The 16,383-nt window shown below is 57.4% G+C and carries 14 protein-coding genes; 10 read left to right on the top strand and 4 right to left on the bottom strand.

Annotation, left to right across the window (positions count from 1 at the left end; translation table 11 throughout):
- The first annotated feature begins 24 nt into the window (after positions 1–24).
- On the top strand, positions 25–744 hold the full coding sequence (locus tag IE102_RS06160; RefSeq protein WP_189485530.1) for a hypothetical protein: 720 nt from the start codon (positions 25–27) through the stop codon (positions 742–744).
- Here IE102_RS06160 and IE102_RS06165 read toward each other — a convergent pair.
- Genes IE102_RS06165 through IE102_RS06175 form a run of 3 tightly spaced genes read right to left on the bottom strand, consistent with a single transcriptional unit; the run spans position 741 to position 5,076 of the window.
- A complete protein-coding gene (locus IE102_RS06165; protein ID WP_189485531.1) occupies positions 741–1,688 on the bottom strand; it encodes an alpha-E domain-containing protein in 948 nt (315 codons plus the stop codon). The genes IE102_RS06160 and IE102_RS06165 overlap by 4 nt on opposite strands.
- Positions 1,678–3,147, bottom strand: coding sequence for a circularly permuted type 2 ATP-grasp protein (locus IE102_RS06170; RefSeq protein WP_189485532.1), 1,470 nt, complete (start codon positions 3,145–3,147; stop codon positions 1,678–1,680). The genes IE102_RS06165 and IE102_RS06170 overlap by 11 nt, the downstream gene beginning before the upstream one ends.
- A 39-nt stretch (positions 3,148–3,186) precedes the next feature.
- Entirely contained in the window at positions 3,187–5,076 is a 1,890-nt protein-coding gene (locus IE102_RS06175; RefSeq protein WP_189485533.1) for a class II glutamine amidotransferase, read from the bottom strand.
- A gap of 146 nt (positions 5,077–5,222) precedes the next feature.
- Between IE102_RS06175 and IE102_RS06180 the strand changes: the two genes are divergently transcribed.
- The 6 genes from IE102_RS06180 (at position 5,223) to IE102_RS06205 (ending at position 14,200) form a co-directional block, all read left to right on the top strand.
- Positions 5,223–8,507 (top strand): transglutaminase family protein, encoded by a 3,285-nt coding sequence (locus IE102_RS06180; RefSeq protein ID WP_189485534.1) that lies wholly within the window; start codon positions 5,223–5,225, stop codon positions 8,505–8,507.
- 135 nt (positions 8,508–8,642) lie between these two features.
- Positions 8,643–9,554: a tetratricopeptide repeat protein gene (locus tag IE102_RS06185; protein ID WP_189485535.1), complete on the top strand. Its 912-nt coding sequence runs from the start codon at positions 8,643–8,645 to the stop codon at positions 9,552–9,554.
- Positions 9,555–9,629: 75 nt separating this feature from the next.
- Positions 9,630–10,916, top strand: coding sequence for a methyl-accepting chemotaxis protein (locus tag IE102_RS06190; protein WP_189485536.1), 1,287 nt, complete (start codon positions 9,630–9,632; stop codon positions 10,914–10,916).
- Positions 10,917–11,001: 85 nt separating this feature from the next.
- Positions 11,002–11,886, top strand: coding sequence for an SIMPL domain-containing protein (locus tag IE102_RS06195; protein WP_189485537.1), 885 nt, complete (start codon positions 11,002–11,004; stop codon positions 11,884–11,886).
- Positions 11,887–12,255: 369 nt separating this feature from the next.
- Positions 12,256–13,440: a patatin-like phospholipase family protein gene (locus IE102_RS06200; protein ID WP_189486030.1), complete on the top strand. Its 1,185-nt coding sequence runs from the start codon at positions 12,256–12,258 to the stop codon at positions 13,438–13,440.
- Between the two features lie 73 nt (positions 13,441–13,513).
- Positions 13,514–14,200 carry an MIP family channel protein gene (locus IE102_RS06205; protein ID WP_189485538.1) on the top strand — a complete coding sequence of 229 codons (687 nt, stop codon included), beginning with the start codon at positions 13,514–13,516 and terminating at the stop codon, positions 14,198–14,200.
- Here the strand turns inward: IE102_RS06205 and IE102_RS06210 are convergent.
- Positions 14,190–14,657 carry a DoxX family protein gene (locus tag IE102_RS06210; RefSeq protein WP_189485539.1) on the bottom strand — a complete coding sequence of 156 codons (468 nt, stop codon included), beginning with the start codon at positions 14,655–14,657 and terminating at the stop codon, positions 14,190–14,192. The genes IE102_RS06205 and IE102_RS06210 overlap by 11 nt on opposite strands.
- A 126-nt stretch (positions 14,658–14,783) precedes the next feature.
- Here IE102_RS06210 and IE102_RS06215 point away from each other — a divergent pair, with 126 nt between their 5' ends.
- The 3 genes from IE102_RS06215 to IE102_RS06225 all read left to right on the top strand — a co-directional run bounded on the left by IE102_RS06215 (position 14,784) and on the right by IE102_RS06225 (position 16,349).
- The gene (locus IE102_RS06215; RefSeq protein ID WP_189485540.1) at positions 14,784–15,344 is read left to right on the top strand and encodes an RNA polymerase sigma factor; all 561 of its coding nucleotides are present in this window, start codon (positions 14,784–14,786) and stop codon (positions 15,342–15,344) included.
- A complete protein-coding gene (locus IE102_RS06220) occupies positions 15,341–15,973 on the top strand; it encodes an NrsF family protein (protein ID WP_189485541.1) in 633 nt (210 codons plus the stop codon). Before IE102_RS06215 ends, IE102_RS06220 begins: the two co-directional genes overlap by 4 nt.
- A 94-nt stretch (positions 15,974–16,067) precedes the next feature.
- The gene (locus tag IE102_RS06225; protein ID WP_189485542.1) at positions 16,068–16,349 is read left to right on the top strand and encodes a BufA1 family periplasmic bufferin-type metallophore; all 282 of its coding nucleotides are present in this window, start codon (positions 16,068–16,070) and stop codon (positions 16,347–16,349) included.
- The last annotated feature ends 34 nt before the right edge of the window (positions 16,350–16,383 follow it).

The raw sequence follows: 16,383 nt of genomic DNA on the forward strand, positions 1-16,383 counted from the left end.
GCCTGAACCCGGAGGGTTGTTACGATGAACGATATGTTTCAGGGGCTTTCGATAGCCGACATAGATGCGGTGGTGCGCTCGATCGAAACCCTGGGCTACGGCGTCATTAAAAATGGCTTGTCCGAGGCGGTGCTGGCGAAAACTCGCCGGTTCGTCGAAGACCGCGTGCGCGCTAATCACGGTGAGTATCTGCACTTCACCGGGGCAAAGGCCGTTGCGGGCACGCTGTTGCAGGACCTGTCTGAGAGTAAGAATTTCCAGAATGTATGCCGCTTAATTTATGAGCGCGGTGTGTCACCTTCGCCGCCGCCACCCCGGTTTCATCTGGTTCTGCGCTGTCTGGCCGGAGAGACCGGCCAAAAACACGCCTATTATTTCCACTTTGATTCCTATGTGCTGACGGCGCTGGCACCGATCATCATCCCGACCGAAGGGCAATCGGGTGATCTGATCCTGTTTCCCAACCTGCGCCGGATCAGGCGGCATTATCTGACGAATCTGGTTGATAAGATTTGTCTCGATAATCCGCTGACCCAATGGGCGCTGCGCACAGGCGTGAAAATGGGCTGGCTTAAGCCGGTCCGCCTTAAGATGGAGCCAGGCAACATCTATCTGTTCTGGGGCTGCCGAACCTTGCATACCAATGAACCGTGTGATCCGGATAAAATCCGCTCAACGGCCCTGATGCACTATGCCGATCCCCATGCCCATAGCTGGCTGCGGCAGAAACTGGGGCGGGCTTAGGCTTTGGCCTCCGGGTCGAAATAGTTCTCAAAGATCGCCGTATCTACAAGGTTCAGATTATACTGAAAAACATCGATAAATTCATGCAGGCCCGACGCGATGATGTCATCGGCTTTTGAGCCCTGAATACTGCCGATCAGGGTTTTCATTTCCTGCATGGCCAAGGACGGTGCATCGGCATTACCGCACAGCAAACCCAGCGAAAACGCTGCCGATTCCAGCGTAAAGCTGACCGAACGCGGAAACGCCGTTGAGAACAGCAGGAACTCGGTCACATCGCGGTAGTTGATCGAATGATACTGCTGGCGGTACATTTCCAGCGCATCCACCGATTTGAGCACCGCCCCCCACTGCACGGTATCATAAGGGCTGTCGATGACCTGACCGCGCGGCAGTAGCAGGAAGTACTTCACGTCGATCAGACGGGCGGTCTTATCGGCTCGCTCCAGCATTTGCCCAAGGTGGGCGAACTGCCAGCTCTGGTCGCGCGACATGGTATTGTTCTTAAGGCCCGTGAAAATGTAGCCGCAGCGGCGCACAAATTCGTAATAGTCCTGAAGGTCTGCGATCGAGCGCTTACGGCTCTGGGCCTGGGTCAGGTGGTACAATTCATTGATCATTTCCCACATTTCTACGGGGATGATCTCACGCACCGTGCGGGCATTTTCGCGCGCCAGATAGATGCTGGAAATGATCGAGTTCGGGTTTTTCAGATCGAAGGTCAGGAACTTGACGACTGATTTTTCATCGGCGACCGAATAGCGTTTGGAGAAATCCTCATCATCGCCGGAGGTGGCGATCAGCGGATACCACTGGGTCGAGTCCTTATCGAGCGACAGATCAAGCATCAGGTGGGTGTTGACCGTGATGAAGCGCGCGACATTATCGGCGCGTTCCAGATAACGGCTCATCCAGTAGATCGAATTGGCGACTCTACTCAGCATTTGCGCCCCCTTCCACGACCGTGGTGTCATCGCCTAAGACCCAGGTGTCCTTAGAACCCCCGCCCTGAGACGAATTGACCACCAGCGAGCCTTTTTTCAGGGCCACGCGCGTCAGACCGCCGGGCAGGGTGAATATCTCTTCGCCGTACAGCGAATAGGGGCGGAAATCGACGTGGCGGCCTTCGATGGCATTGCCGACCAGGGTTGGTGCCCGCGACAGATTAAGCGTCGGCTGGGCGATATATTCGCGTGGCTTAGCCTTAATCAGGGCGGCAAACTCTTTCTGTTCAGCCTTGGTAGATTTCGGCCCGATCAACATCCCATACCCACCCGACAGGTTGACGGCCTTGACCACCAGCTTATCGAGGTTGGCCAGAACGTAGTCACGTTCCTTATCGTCCTCGCAGATATAGGTCGGGACATTGTTGGCGATCGGGTCTTCGTCGAGATAATATTTAATGATCTTAGGGACATAGGCATAGATCGCCTTATCGTCGGCAATGCCGGTGCCGGGCGCATTGGCCAGCGACACATGGCCCATCCGGTAGCAGCGCATCAGTCCCGGCACGCCTAAGACCGACTCCGGCCGGAAGGTTTCCGGGTCCATAAATTCATCGTCGATCCGGCGATAGATGACATCGACCTTTTTCAAGCCGCGGGTCGTGCGCATCCACACATAGTCGTCCTTGACGATCAGGTCTGAGCCTTGCGCCAAAGGCACACCCATTTGTTGGGCAAGATAAGCGTGCTCGAAATAGGCACTGTTATAAATGCCGGGGGTGAGGACGATAATATTGGGGTCTTCGACGCCTTCGGGCGCAATGAATTTCAGCGTCCGGTACAGGTGATCGCCGTAGTCGGAGACCGGACGCACCTTCATCGACTGGAAAATGTGCGGCAGGATGCGTTTCAGAACTGCCCGGTTTTCCAGCACGTAGGAAATGCCGGACGGGCAGCGCAGATTGTCCTCCAGAACGTAAAATTCACCGTCGCCGGCGCGCACAAAATCGGTGCCGGAGATGTGCGTCCATACGCCCTTGGGCGGCTTTAAGCCCTCACACGGTTTAAGGTAGCAGGACGAGGAGAAAATCAGCTCACGCGGGACAATGCCGTCCTTGAGGATCTTCTGGTCGTTATAGATATCCTGAATAAACAGGTTGAGCGCATAGATGCGCTGCTTGATGCCGCGCTCCAGCCGGTCCCAATCGGAGGCGGCCACCATACGCGGTATGATGTCAAACGGCAGGATTTTCTCTGTGCCCTTCTTGTCACCATAGACGTTGAAGGTATTGCCCGACTGATAAAGAATATCCTCAGCCCATTTTTGCTTGCGCTTAAGTTCTGCCTTACTCAAGGCGTCGATCTGCTTGACCAGAGGGGACGCGGCATCGTGCGCCACGCCGTCCCCTTTGAACAGTTCGTCATAGAACCCACCGGTCTGATACGCCTCTAAAGCCATATTAAATCCCCTGCTGGCTTTGCTGTAAAAATATAGTTTTTAGGTCTGAAACACCTCGTTCATCGTCACCTGAACCCGAAGTCTTTCCTTGCCGCCGCCACGATAGATGGTGCCCGAGGTAGGCGTGGCGTCGAGGTAGTTGCGGCCGCAGGCGACGCGGATATGATCCTGCGTCACCATGATGCCGTTGGTCGGATCGAACCCGCGCCAGCCGATATACGGAATATAGACTTCGGCCCAGGCGTGGGAGGCATCGGACTGAATCTTATTCTCATAGTTGGCGCCGGTGTAGATATAGCCCATCCGGTAGCGCGCCGGTACGCCCAGAAGTCGCGCCAGACAGATGAACAGGTTGGCGAAATCCTGACAGACGCCTTTGCGCGACGCATAGACATCAAATGGCGTCGTCGACAGGGAGGTTGAACCCGGAATATAGCTGAAATCGCGGTAGATGGTTTGATTGATATCATTCAGCGTTTCCATCAGGTTGCGGCCATTGCGCTCAGAGAAGCTCTGGGCATAGATCATCAGTTCTGAAATCTGAGTTTCCGGCATTTCCAGTAGGAGCATATAGGGCTCCATCATCTGGTTCTGCCACGGCATCCACGAAATCGGGATGGTCGCCTGTCGGCGGGCATGGCGGTAATCATCCGGCGGCGAGGCGTAGATTTTGACCAGAGAGCGCGCGCTGACCGTCAGAGACTTATAGGGTTTGATGATCGAATAGTGGATGTTCTGATTGCCGAACACATCCTCAAAGCGCACGTCCTCGCCCTCGACCGACAGGCTCAAGGTCGAGTGGATGACTTCCTGGGTTTGATCCTCGACCGGCAAAAGGCGGAAAATATGGGTCGAATGTTCGACCAGCTTTTCATAGGCATACTCGGTCGAATGAACCAGATCATAAAGCCGGTACAACAGCGGGCTGCCGTCCGGGGTCTGGGTGATCGAGCGGGTATTGATGACGTATTTTGAGACATTGCCCATCTGCTGAAGCGACTGGGCGATCGAGAGTTGTTGCGACTGCGCCTGCGCCTCATTGAAGCCGCGACTGCGCAAAGCGGCGGTGGCGGCAGGTGCGACCTGCTGGCTTGCGGGCGTCGTTTTGGGTTTAACCGCGTCCTTGTTGGTCCAGACCATAGAGCCGCGACGGGCGATGATTAGCTGGCCGCCCTGCATCTTCGTCCACTCGCCGGTCTGAAACGGCGAGGACGAAAACACCAGAGCGGTACGAAAGGTATCGCGCGGGTTGGAAATAGCAAAGGAGGCCGCATCCGAGGTGAAGGCTTCGTCCTCATGCGGCGGCTTAAGGCGGCTATAGTACAGTTCGGACTGGGAGTTGGAGCCGTAAAATACGCACAGGGTCACGCCGTCGGATATGGCCATGTCGGCCGAGCCCAGATCATCAAGCTGCCCGAACCAGCCAGCCAAAACCTTATGATCGACCTCAGCCAGGGTGCGGGCTCCGGCGTCCTGTATCCGGCCGAGCAGAAATACCAGCGCCAGCTCAGAATCGGTGCGGCCCAGCGGCTCAAGAAAAATGGATTTGTTATGATGCAGCTTGGACAAGGCGTTCTTGTCAAGGTTGCCGTTGTGCATGAACACCCAGTCTTGCCCCGCAAAAGACCGCGTGAATGGCTGGGTTTCAAGGTGGGTGTAGCCTGATGCCGCGCCGCGCACCTTGCAGAAAAAGATGGTCGAGCGGAACCCTTCCCAATCGCTCATGGCGTCTTTGAGTGAGACCGTGTCGCGGGCGGCGGGGTCTTTGGCGACCATAGCGGCGCGGGTATCGGCCGGATACCAGGCCAGTCCCCAGCCGTGGGTGTGGTCACCTTTTTGCGGGCCAGCGCGAAATTTCAGGTCTATGGTCGGTGACGATAAGCCATCGAAACTAAAAGCTAAAATGTCGGATGAGATGTCACTTAACAATTTTTATCCTCTTGCCGCAATGCAACTAGACTTTTTTGCGATGCGGTTGTCTAGTCCCTGATGAGCGTATGGTTACAATTTTTTTTCGGATTCGTAACGGGCCTGTTACAGATTCGTGACGCGAAAACAGTTTAAAGGTTAAATCTATGGGAATCCTGACGGCTCTGCATCACGTCACCGATTATCGCTATGATCGGCCCATTCAACTGGGGATGCAAACGATCAGATTGCGACCCGCCCCGCACGCCAAGGCCAATGTCCAGTCCTATGCCTTAAAGGTTGAGCCCGCCAATCACTTCATCAACTGGCAGCAGGACCCGTTCGGCAACTATCTGGCGCGGATCGTGTTTCCTGAAAAAACCAGTCATTTCCGGGTCGAGGTCGATCTGGTGTCCGAAATCAAGGTCTTCAACCCGTTCGATTTTTTTCTGGAGCCGAGCGCAGAGAAAATCCCGTTCGTCTATGATCCGGCCCTGAAAGAAGAACTGGCGCCGTACCTTGAGATCAAGGATTCCGATCCACTGCTGATGAGCTATGTGAACGGCATTTCCGACAATCCCATCCCGACCATCGACTATCTGGTGGCGCTCAACCAAAAACTGAACGGTGATCTGGGCTATACCATCCGCATGGAGCCGGGTGTGCAGTCGAGTGCGGAAACGCTCACCCTCAAAAGCGGGTCGTGCCGTGACATGGCCTGGCTGATGTGTCAGATCCTGCGCCACAAAGGTCTGGCGACGCGCTTTGCGTCCGGCTACCTGATCCAGTTAAAAGCCGATGTGAAGTCGCTGGACGGGCCATCGGGCACGGACCACGACTTTACTGACCTTCATGCGTGGTGCGAGGTCTATTTGCCGGGGGCGGGCTGGATCGGGCTTGATCCGACGTCCGGCCTGTTTACCGGCGAAGGTCACATTCCCTTGTGCTGCACGCCGAACCCGTCATCGGCGGCCCCCATATCGGGTAGTCTTGAGTTCGCGCAATCGACCCTGCACCATGAGATGACGATTGAGCGCATCTATGAGAGCCGCCGGGTTACCAAGCCCTATAGCGACGGCGAATGGAAACGCATTGATGCGCTCGGCACTAAGGTCGATGAGGCGCTTAACAAACAGGACGTGCGCCTGACCATGGGCGGCGAGCCGACCTTTGTGTCGCTTGATGACCGCACCGGCGATGAGTGGCATTTCACGGCCCTGTCGGAGGCCAAAAAGAAACTCGGCTACGACCTGTTTCAGCGACTAGCGGCCAAGTTTGCCGTGGGCGCGCTGGCGCAACATGCGCAGGGCAAGTGGTATCCGGGCGAAATCCTGCCGCGCTGGGCGATGAACATGTTCTGGCGATTGGATAAGACGCCGATCTGGCTGGATCAGTCGCTGTTGGCCGATCCTGACAAAGCCTCAAAGCTTAAACCCGAAATTGCCGGAGAGTTCCTCACCACCCTGACCCGTGTGCTGGGGGTGCCCCAGGACCGCGTCATCCCCGCCTATGAGGATATTCCCTACCTGCTGTGGAAAGAGCAGCGCATTCCGGTTGAGGGCGAAATGCTCAAGGCCGATGTGTTCGAGGCGACCGAACGTAAGCGGCTTCAGGCCCAACTGGATGCCAATGTGGGTAAACCCACCGGCTATGTTCTGCCGCTGGCGTTTTCGGCCAAGACCGATAGCTGGATGAGCAATGGCTGGAAGTTCCGCACAGAGAAGATGATGCTGATCCCCGGTGACTCACCGGTCGGTTTGCGCTTGCCGCTGTCGGCCCTGCCGGTGGTTGAGCCCAAGCTGGTGGCCGAGCATGTCTTTCCGCCGCGCTCGCCCTATGCCGAAGACGGGGCGCTTATGGACGCGGCGGCGGCTCTGGCGGTAAATCTCACCAAGGTGACGGTGGCTATCAAACCGGCCAGTGATGGCCCCAATGGTCTGATCCGCAGCGCCATTTGCGCCGAAGTGCGTCAGGGCAAGCTTTATCTGTTCCTGCCGCCGCTCAGCTATATCGAACATTATCTCGACCTGATCTCAGCGATCGAAGCGGTCGCCACCCACCTGAAAACGCCGGTCATTATCGAAGGCTATGCCCCGCCGCGCGATCATCGCGTCGAGTCGATGAGCGTCACCCCTGACCCCGGCGTGATCGAGGTCAATATCCAGCCTGCCCGCAACTGGGAAGAGCTGAAGTTCATCACCAACACGGTCTATGAAGAGGCGCAAACGGCGCGCCTGATTGCCGATAAGTTCATGATCGACGGCAAGCGCGTAGGTACCGGCGGCGGCAACCACATCGTTATGGGCGCGCAAAAGCCCGACGACAGTCCGTTTTTGCGCAGGCCCGATGTGCTGCGCTCGATGATCGCCTTCTGGCAGAACCACCCGTCTTTGTCCTACCTGTTTTCCGGGCTTTATATCGGCCCGACCTCTCAGGCCCCGCGCATCGACGAAGCCCGCCACGATTCGCTCTATGAGCTTGAAATCGCTTTCAACAGCATCCCCGATGGGCCGGATGCCGGTGATGTGCCGCCGTGGCTGGTTGACCGGTTGTTGCGCAATCTGCTGGTTGATCTGACAGGCAATACCCACCGCGCCGAGTTCTGTATCGATAAGCTTTATAGCCCCGATAGCGACCGTGGTCGTCTGGGTCTGCTGGAGATGCGCGGCTTTGAGATGTCGCCGCATCCGCAGATGAACCTCATTCAGACGCTATTGATCCGCGCACTCGTCGCCCTGTTCTGGAAAAAGCCCTATACCTCAAAACTGGTGCGCTGGGGCACGATGCTGCATGACAAATACATGCTAGAGCACTATGTCCGCGAAGACCTGAACGAGGTTTTGGCCCATCTGGGGCAGGGAGGATTTAAGTTCAGCCCCGACTGGTTTGTGCCGTTCTTTGACTTCCGCTTCCCGCAGGTGGGGCAGGTGCAGATCGGCGATGTCACGCTGGAGCTTCGCAACGCGCTGGAGCCGTGGCCGGTGATGGGCGAAGAACCCTCCGGCGGCGGCACCTCCCGCGGCGTCGATTCCTCCGTTGAGCGCCTGCAAATCGCCCTCAAAGGGGCGGTGTCGTCCCAGCACGTGGTGACCTGCAATGGCAAAAGGTTGCCGCTCAATCCGACCCGCGATCACCATACCCAGGTGGCCGGTGTGCGTTATAAGGCCTGGGCGCCCTATAGCGCCCTGCATCCCAACCTGCCGATCAATACGCCGCTTAATTTCGATGTGATTGATACGCGGCTGGAGCGCTCGATCGGTGGCTGCCGTTACCATGTCATCCATCCGGGCGGACGCAACTATGAGACCCTGCCGCTCAATGAAAACGAAGCCGAGGGGCGCAGGTTGTCGCGTTTTGAGGCCCCGACCCATACGCCGGGTCGTCTGCGGCCACCGCCGCTGATCCTCAATCCGGAATATCCGGTAACGCTCGACCTGCGCTGGCCGGGATAGGGCATTTGGGGTAATGTCGCGCCTCCGGGTTCGCGCAGCAGGGGGGGCAGGGTGGCAATTGCAATCCTTGCCGGTATAATCAGTCTCAAGCGAATCGCTAAGATCGTCTTTGAGACTGCGCTGGGGCTTACTTAAGTGAAGACTAAAAAACGTAAAGCCTCAAAAGGCCTGTGGGCCTGGCTGTTGGTGCCCGTTGCGCTGGCGGCAGGTGCTGCGAGCGTTTATTTTACGGCCGGCACCTCTCCCAGTGGCGAAAACGAATGGGTGACCTATGCCCGTGCGCAGGTCATGGGCGATCCGCAGGCTCAGTATATCAAGGCCATAGTTGCCGATACCGGCAAAGACCGCAACGAAGCCGAGGCCATAAAGTGGTATGAAAAAGCCGCTGCCCAGAGCCATGTCCCGGCCATGATGGGACTAGCCGACATCTATGACCGTAAAGGCGACACCGCTAGCCGCACGATTGCTGCCCACTGGTACGGTGAAGCCGCCCGTGGCGGTGATGGCCGTGCTCAGTACCAACTGGCGCAGTACCACACCCAGAGCCTTGGGGGGCTAAAGCCCGATCCGGCTAAAACCGCCCAGTTGTTACAGCAATCGACCGATGCCGGTTATGGCCCGGCCCTTAACCGCTATGCGCAGGAACTTAAAAGTCAGGGCAAGCTCACTGAGGCCCTGCCGTGGTTCCAAAAAGCAGCCGCACGTGGGGATATGGATGCGCTCTATAGCCTCGGTGAAATCTATGCCGATCCGCTAAACGGTGACCTGGCCAGCCCCATTCGGGCCGTGACCTATTTCGAAGAGGCCGCTAATCTGGGCCACGTTCCGTCGCAAATCAAATACGCCTATCTATGTCTGGCGGGGCAGGGCCTGCCGCGTGATCCTGTTGAAGCCTACAAATGGGCTGAGATCGCCAGCCAGACCGCAGACAAGGCTCAAAAAGAGGCCGCATTAGAGGTGCGCGAATACCTGCACACGCGGATTACCCCAGAGCAGCAGCAAAGTGGTGAAATGCGCGCGCAGGTCTGGCTCAAAACCCGTAGCTAAGATCGCCTGATTTACACAAAATTAGAGTTAATCCGCCATCTTGGCGCGCACGTTTAGCGCTTCAGGGGTATGGATATGGCGGTATTTGGTCTGGCTCAGAAAAAACAGGTTCAGTCAGCCGGTGAGCTTGAGTTGTTGTCGGCGACGCTGGAGGCCCTGACCTCACCGGTGTTTGTGAATGCCCTGACGCCCGGAGAAGAGGGGCTTGTGTACCTTAACACCGCCTTTGCGCACGGTATCCGAGCCCGCCAAAAATCCGACTATCTGGGCAAGCCCGTCTCGTCCTTTTTCGCCGGCCAGCAGCCCGAAGGCCGCACCGCCATTGAAATGGCCAAAAATACCGAAGCCGCCATTGCCCGCGATGGCAAATGGACGGGGCCGACCAACTATGTGCGCGAAGATGGTACGATTTTTGAGGTCACCGCCACCGTCACCCTGATGACCCTGGGGGGCAAGCCCTATGCGGTTGCGCAGTTACAGGACATGAACGCCGCCGAGCAGATCAGCCGTCGCCGGGCGGAATTCCGCGATCTGGCCGACAGCCTGCACGGCGATGTCGGGGCCAGTGTCGAGGCGATTTCCCGCGCCACTGACGACCTGTCGGGCATTGTCGCCACCCTGATGCACTCGGCCGAAGAAACCTCGCGCCAGTCGCAAAGTGTGGTTTCGATCAACGGGCAGACCAATAATAATGTGAACACGGTATCCGACGCGACGCAGGATCTGGCATCCTCGATCGGCGCTATCGGCGAGCAGGTCGGGCGGTCCACCACCATCGCCCGCGACGCCGTGCAGCAGGCCGCCAATACGCAGGAAACCGTCAACCGGCTGGTGGCCGCCGCTGAGCGCATCGGCGATGTCATCAAGCTAATCCAGACTATTGCGTCGCAGACCAATCTTCTGGCGCTCAATGCCACGATTGAGGCAGCGCGCGCCGGTGAAGCGGGCCGTGGCTTTGCGGTCGTGGCCTCTGAGGTCAAGTCTCTGGCCCAGCAGACGGCCAAGGCGACCGAGGAAATCTCAGCGCAAATCAGCGATATTCAGGCCGCGACCGGCCAGACCGAAGCCGCCATTCGCGCCATTGCCGAAACCATTGAGCAGATCAACGAAATCTCTAGCGTGATTGCCGATACGGTTGATATGCAGTCAGGCGCGACCCAGCGTATCTCTCAGAACGTCGCTTTGGCCGCGCAAGGCACCGGTGAAGTCAGTCAGTCCCTGCAAACCGTGGCCGATGTGGCGAAAGAGACGACGATGACCGTCGGGCAGGTGCGCACCCGCATCGAGACAGTTTCCGATGAGGCGCTGAACCTGCACGATAAGGTGCGCGCCTTTGTGGAGCGTCTACGCAAAGAGGCGTAAACCGTCTCCCTAATTCAGCCCCCTCCCTAATTCAGCCATAGTCTGATACAACTCTGCCGATAACGATCATCGAGGGAGAGGGACTATGCGTATACTCATCATAACCGCATCACTGATGGCGCTAGCGAGCACGGCGATGGCGCAAACGACGCCTGCGGCCAATGCCTATCCGTACGACAAAGCGCCGTGGTGGATGAAAGAAAGCGTCATCACCCAGACCGGCTTTGTGCGCACGGAGATCGAGGCCAATCGCGCCAATTTCTCTGCGCAGTTCCAGACGGTGGGCAAGACCGCCGAAGAAGCGCAAAATAAAGCTATCGCCCAGACCAAGGCGCTGAATGAGGCGCTGAAAAAACTAGGGGCGGACAAGGTTCAGATTTCCACATCTTTTGCCATGCGCGCCCTTTATGAGCAGTATAAGGATAAGGATGGCAACCGGATCGAAAACCAGCGCGGCGACAAGATCGACGCCTATCAGGTTAATCTGGGACTAACCTTGCAGGTGCGCGATATGGCGGTGCTGGAGCGCGCCTATGCGCTGGTTCTGGCGGCCAATCCGACTTCGACGGCGCCCATTTATTTTAACCTGGAACCGTCCAATGAGACCAAGTCATGGCTTTATTCGGAAGCCGTGAAGGATGCCGCCCGCCGGGCAAAAGCTGCAGCGACGGATGCGGGGGCTGTGTTGGGCAAGGTCAAGGTGATCGACCCGACGGGTAGAGCGTGTGAGACGGATATTCTGGCTCGGGCAGCACCTGAATCCTATGATGACACTCAGGCCATCACCGTTTCAGCTATGAGAAAAGAAAACCGGGTTGAATATAACTCACCGCCCGCAATGATGGCCGCGCCTGCACCCGCTTCGCCGGTTGAGGCTTTGGAAGCCAAGGCCGCGCAAAATCCATTCATTCAGGCGCCGCCGCTTAGTGAACTGACGGCCAAGGCCTGCGTGGTTTATGGGCTGAACTGAGAAAATTAATACTCCCCCACCGCAAACTGTTTCAAGTCTTGCTGCATCCTGTCATGTGGGGGAGGTGGCGCGCCGTAGGCGTGACGGTGGGGGGCTTAAAAGAGTTTTCGAGTGAAGCAGCACCCCTCCGTCTCGTCGCTTGCGCGCCGCGCCACCTCCCCCATAGGATACAGTGCAACAATGACTGAAACCGGGTGCGATGGTGGAGTACAAATATAGCGATACAGGTGCAACCGCTCCAACTAACGGGTCAAGGGGGCTTGCCCCCTTGTTGAGCGCAGTGATCAACTTTCGGAGAGGCGGCGGCACAGAGCGTGACCTTTTGCACTGCACACGTTAGGTTCAGGACTTGAGTAAGAGGTGCCCGATATGAAGATGGATGCGATTGAGAAACTGTCGGCTCATTATGAGCAGGTGGTGCTGGTGCTGCAAGGCGGCGGGGCGCTGGGGTCATATCAGGCCGGGGCCTATCAGGTGTTGCACGCTCACGGCATTGAGCCGAACTGGATCGCAGGCGTCTCGATCGGGGCGATCAATGCGGCGATCATTGCCGGCAATGCCCCGGATGAGCGCATGGCCAAACTGACTTCGTTCTGGGAGCAGATTTCGACCGCCTTTCCGACCGATGGCTTAAGCAATCTCAATCCGTGGTTTAACACCCAATTCCGCCAGATGAGCGGGCTGTGGAGCATGTTTCAGGGCGTGCCAGGCTTTTTCCGACCGAGCGCGCAGACGATGTTTTCGACGCCGTGGCTGCTGCCGTCTGAGACCAGTTTTTATGATGTCTCGCCGTTGCGCGATACCTTGCTGAGCCACATTGATTTCAAGCGGCTTAATGATGGCGAAATCCGCCTGAGTTTAGGCGCTGTGCATGTCACCAGCGGTAATTTCGTCTATTTCGACAATCGTGAACGCACCATAACGCCTGAGCACATTATGGCATCAGGCGCGCTGCCGCCCGGTTTTCCGGCGGTGATGATCGACGGTGAAGCCTATTGGGACGGCGGGGTGGTGTCGAACACGCCGCTTAGCTATGTGCTGCACGGCGGGGTCGGCGATATGCACGAAGACACCCTGGTGTTCCAGATCGACCTGTTTAACGCTCAAGGGGCCATGCCGGAGACGCTGGATGAAGTCTATGCCCGCATCAAGGACATCACCTATTCCAGCCGGACGCGGTTAAATACCGACGCTTTCCTGCAAAAATATGTGCTGCGGCAGGCGATCCGCACCCTGTATGAGCATATTCCCGATGAGGTTAAATCATGCGCGGAAGTTCAGGCCCTGAAAGATCTGGCGTCCGAAGACCGGGTGACGATTGTCCACCTGATCCACCGTGGCACGCAATGCCAGACCCAGTCAAAAGACTATGAGTTTTCGCGCGTCACCATGCTGGAAAACTGGGCGTCCGGCGTGGCCGATGCGCAAACCGCCATGCGGCATGAGGAGTGGCGCACCCCGCCGACGGAAAAAGACGGGCTGATGGTCTATGACTTCACGCGCGGCGCCAAGCGTAAGGCCAAGTCGGGAAAGGCCGTTAAGGCTGAGGTGTAACGGCGCTACTTGAGGCTTTATTTTTCTCCCATAGGGTGTATGGTTGCGGGTGATCAATATCCGGGAGGGGATTATGAATAAGGCTTTGGCGGAGTTTATCGGCACGTTTGTGCTGGTGGTGTTCGGATGCGGCGCGGTGGTCTTTTCATCGGACGTGGTCGGCGTTTTGGGCATCGCGATTGCCTTTGGTCTGGCGATTGTCGCCATGGCTTACGGCATCGGCAGCGTGTCGGGCTGTCATATTAATCCGGCGGTGTCGCTGGGGGCGCTGATCGCCGGACGGATGACGCCGCGCGATTTCGGCATCTATGTGATCGCTCAATGTCTTGGGGCCATAGCCGGGGCGGCGTTCCTGGTGGCGGTGGTGTCGGGTAAGCTTGGCGGCTATGATGTCGCGGTAGAAGGCCTTGGGCAAAACGGTTGGGGCGAAGGCTATGGCGGCGGTTATGGCATGGCCGCCGCCTTTTTGTTTGAAGTCGTGGCGACCTTTATCTTTCTGGTGGTGATTTTGGGCTCAACCCACGCCTCAAGCCCTGTCGGCTTTGCCGGGCTGGCCATCGGCCTGACCTTGGCGGCTATTCATATTATCGGTATTCCGGTCACCGGCGTCTCTGTCAATCCGGCCCGCAGTTTGGGGCCTGCCCTGTTTGTCGGCGGACAGGCCCTGGCGCAATTGTGGCTGTTTATCGTGGCACCGCTGATCGGGGCGGCGCTGGCCGGTGGCCTTTACCGCTTCGGATGGTTGCAGTCTAAACCTTGAGGCGCTGTGCGATCAGGTGATCGGCGGACCACTTGCCGCCGCCTTGGATGATCAGGCCGGTCAGGATGATCGCCCAGAACAGGTGCTGATCGTGCTGCAGGTACGTAAACTGGATCACAGCCGTCATGACCAGAAGCGGGATGGCGGCCAAGCGTGTGCCCAGCCCCAGCCACAACAGAACCGGGCAGATCAGCTCAAACGCGGTGGCGGAAAACGCTGCAAATTCCGGCGGCAGGATCGGCACCTGATATTCATCGGCAAACAGGGATATCGTGGTGTCGAAATCGGCGATCTTGGTCAGGCCGGAGACGAAAAATACCCAGCCGATCCACAGTCGCGCCATCAGCCACCACGGTGCTGATAAAACTTCGGGCAGGGTATATAGACGCGCAAGGCGATAGGCGTCATATCTTACGGCAGATGAGGGATTCGAGCGCGCAGGCGTTTGGGTCAGCATCGGGGCGGTTCCTTTATGGAGCGTTTTCCCAATAAGTGGTTTCACTTATTGGATACGAAAGAGCGACAAAATAATATTTAGGTTTGCTGCCATACTATTCGCTGCGCAAAGGGATACGGTTACACGGTGTCTGATACGCCCACACGCACTGGCCATGAAGCCCGCCTGCATCCGCTGTTTGTGGCGGCGTGTGGTGGCGACCGCCGGTGTTATGCCGCTTTGCTTTCTGCTATATCTGACATCGCTCAGGGCTATGTCCGGCGCAAACTAAGCGCTGATGGCGATGACGTGGTGCAGGAAATCCTGATCTCAGTCCATAAGGGCCTGCATACCTATGATGTGAAGCGCCCCTGCATGCCGTGGCTGGCGGCGATCATGCACTACCGGCTCAATGATGCTTTGCGCCGGCGGTACCGCGATCAGCGTATGCCGAAGGTAGCGATTGAGGATGTTGAGGCCTATCTATGCGCCCCTGTAACCGAAAGCATCGATTTAGACGAACACATAGTTGCAGCCATCGCGGAACTTCCCGAAGGCCAGCAAAAGGTGATCACCGGCATGTACATCAAAGACATGTCGGTGGCCGAAGTCAGTAAGGCATTGGGTATGAGTATTTCCGCCGTCAAGGTTACGGCCCACCGGGCCTATAAACGCCTCAGAGATAAGCTAAAGGAGGGCGGATCATGAGCATCGAGACCCTCATTACGCAACTCTCCGACAAAGGCCGTCCCGTTCGTTACGTGCCGTTTCTACGGGTGTGCGCCGAATGGATGGCCGTGACGGCGATCAGCTTTGGCGTGCTGACGCTGATCTATGGCCTACGGTCTGATCTGGGCGCGCGGATAGGGGAGCCGCTGTTTTTGGCCGAACTCGCCATGAACCTTAGCCTGGTGATCGCCGCCGGTGTGACCGCAACAGCCGCGGCCTATCCTGACCGGGCGGGGATCAAAGGGTGGCGCTATCTGTTTATTCTGCCGCTTGGGTTGTATGCGGTGGTGTTTGCGATTGCGGCTTCAGTCACACCTGATCTGGCGGGCGCCGTGTTCCATAAACATGGTTTCCACTGCCTGTTGTGCATCGTTATTTTTGCGATTATTCCGGCGGCCTGGATGCTGTTCCGGCTGTGCAGGCTGATGGTGGTAAAGCCCATGCGGGCGGCGGGGCTTAGCCTGATTATGGCGCTGGCCGCGGGTGGACTTGGCATCCGGCTGGTCGATGCCGAGCCTTTGTCGGTCGGTCTGCTGATCTGGCATTACCTGCCCATGCTGATGCTGTCAGGGGGCGCATTGTTACTGGGTCGAAAAATATTTCGGTGATAGTGTAACCGCGGGCAAAGGCGGGGCGAATGCAAATGTGACCGGGCATTTCGGAATTATCCGGCCGGTGTTATCCGACAGAAGGAAACTACCCATGAATAAACTTCTCATTACTGCCGCTATCGCCTCGGCCCTGGCCGGTGCTGTTGCCACTGCGCCGTCCTTTGCGGGCGACGACATGAAGAAAGACAAGGCCGACAAGGAAAAATGCTACGGCGTTGCCAAGGCTGGCAAGAATTCGTGCGCCTCGGCTGACGGTTCGCACTCTTGCGCCGGTCATGCCACCAAGGACAATGATCCGAATGAATGGGTCTATGTAAAAGCTGGCGAGTGCGTGAAAATGGGCGGCTCCCTGACCCCGCCGAAGAAGATGTAAGAGTGTGGGCCTTCTCCGTGCTCCCTTCGGAGAA

Origin of the sequence: Asticcacaulis endophyticus, from assembly GCF_014652575.1 — a bacterium.
GTDB lineage: Bacteria > Pseudomonadota > Alphaproteobacteria > Caulobacterales > Caulobacteraceae > Asticcacaulis > Asticcacaulis endophyticus.

What these genes read in the sequence shown, in the direction of transcription:
- IE102_RS06160 (WP_189485530.1), top strand. Translation starts at nt 25, where the DNA reads ATGAACGATATGTTTCAGGGGCTTTCGATAGCCGACATAGATGCGGTG.
- IE102_RS06165 (WP_189485531.1), bottom strand. Translation starts at nt 1,688, where the DNA reads ATGCTGAGTAGAGTCGCCAATTCGATCTACTGGATGAGCCGTTATCTG.
- IE102_RS06170 (WP_189485532.1), bottom strand. Translation starts at nt 3,147, where the DNA reads ATGGCTTTAGAGGCGTATCAGACCGGTGGGTTCTATGACGAACTGTTC.
- IE102_RS06180 (WP_189485534.1), top strand. Translation starts at nt 5,223, where the DNA reads ATGGGAATCCTGACGGCTCTGCATCACGTCACCGATTATCGCTATGAT.
- IE102_RS06190 (WP_189485536.1), top strand. Translation starts at nt 9,630, where the DNA reads ATGGCGGTATTTGGTCTGGCTCAGAAAAAACAGGTTCAGTCAGCCGGT.
- IE102_RS06195 (WP_189485537.1), top strand. Translation starts at nt 11,002, where the DNA reads ATGCGTATACTCATCATAACCGCATCACTGATGGCGCTAGCGAGCACG.
- IE102_RS06200 (WP_189486030.1), top strand. Translation starts at nt 12,256, where the DNA reads ATGAAGATGGATGCGATTGAGAAACTGTCGGCTCATTATGAGCAGGTG.
- IE102_RS06205 (WP_189485538.1), top strand. Translation starts at nt 13,514, where the DNA reads ATGAATAAGGCTTTGGCGGAGTTTATCGGCACGTTTGTGCTGGTGGTG.
- IE102_RS06210 (WP_189485539.1), bottom strand. Translation starts at nt 14,657, where the DNA reads ATGCTGACCCAAACGCCTGCGCGCTCGAATCCCTCATCTGCCGTAAGA.
- IE102_RS06220 (WP_189485541.1), top strand. Translation starts at nt 15,341, where the DNA reads ATGAGCATCGAGACCCTCATTACGCAACTCTCCGACAAAGGCCGTCCC.
- IE102_RS06225 (WP_189485542.1), top strand. Translation starts at nt 16,068, where the DNA reads ATGAATAAACTTCTCATTACTGCCGCTATCGCCTCGGCCCTGGCCGGT.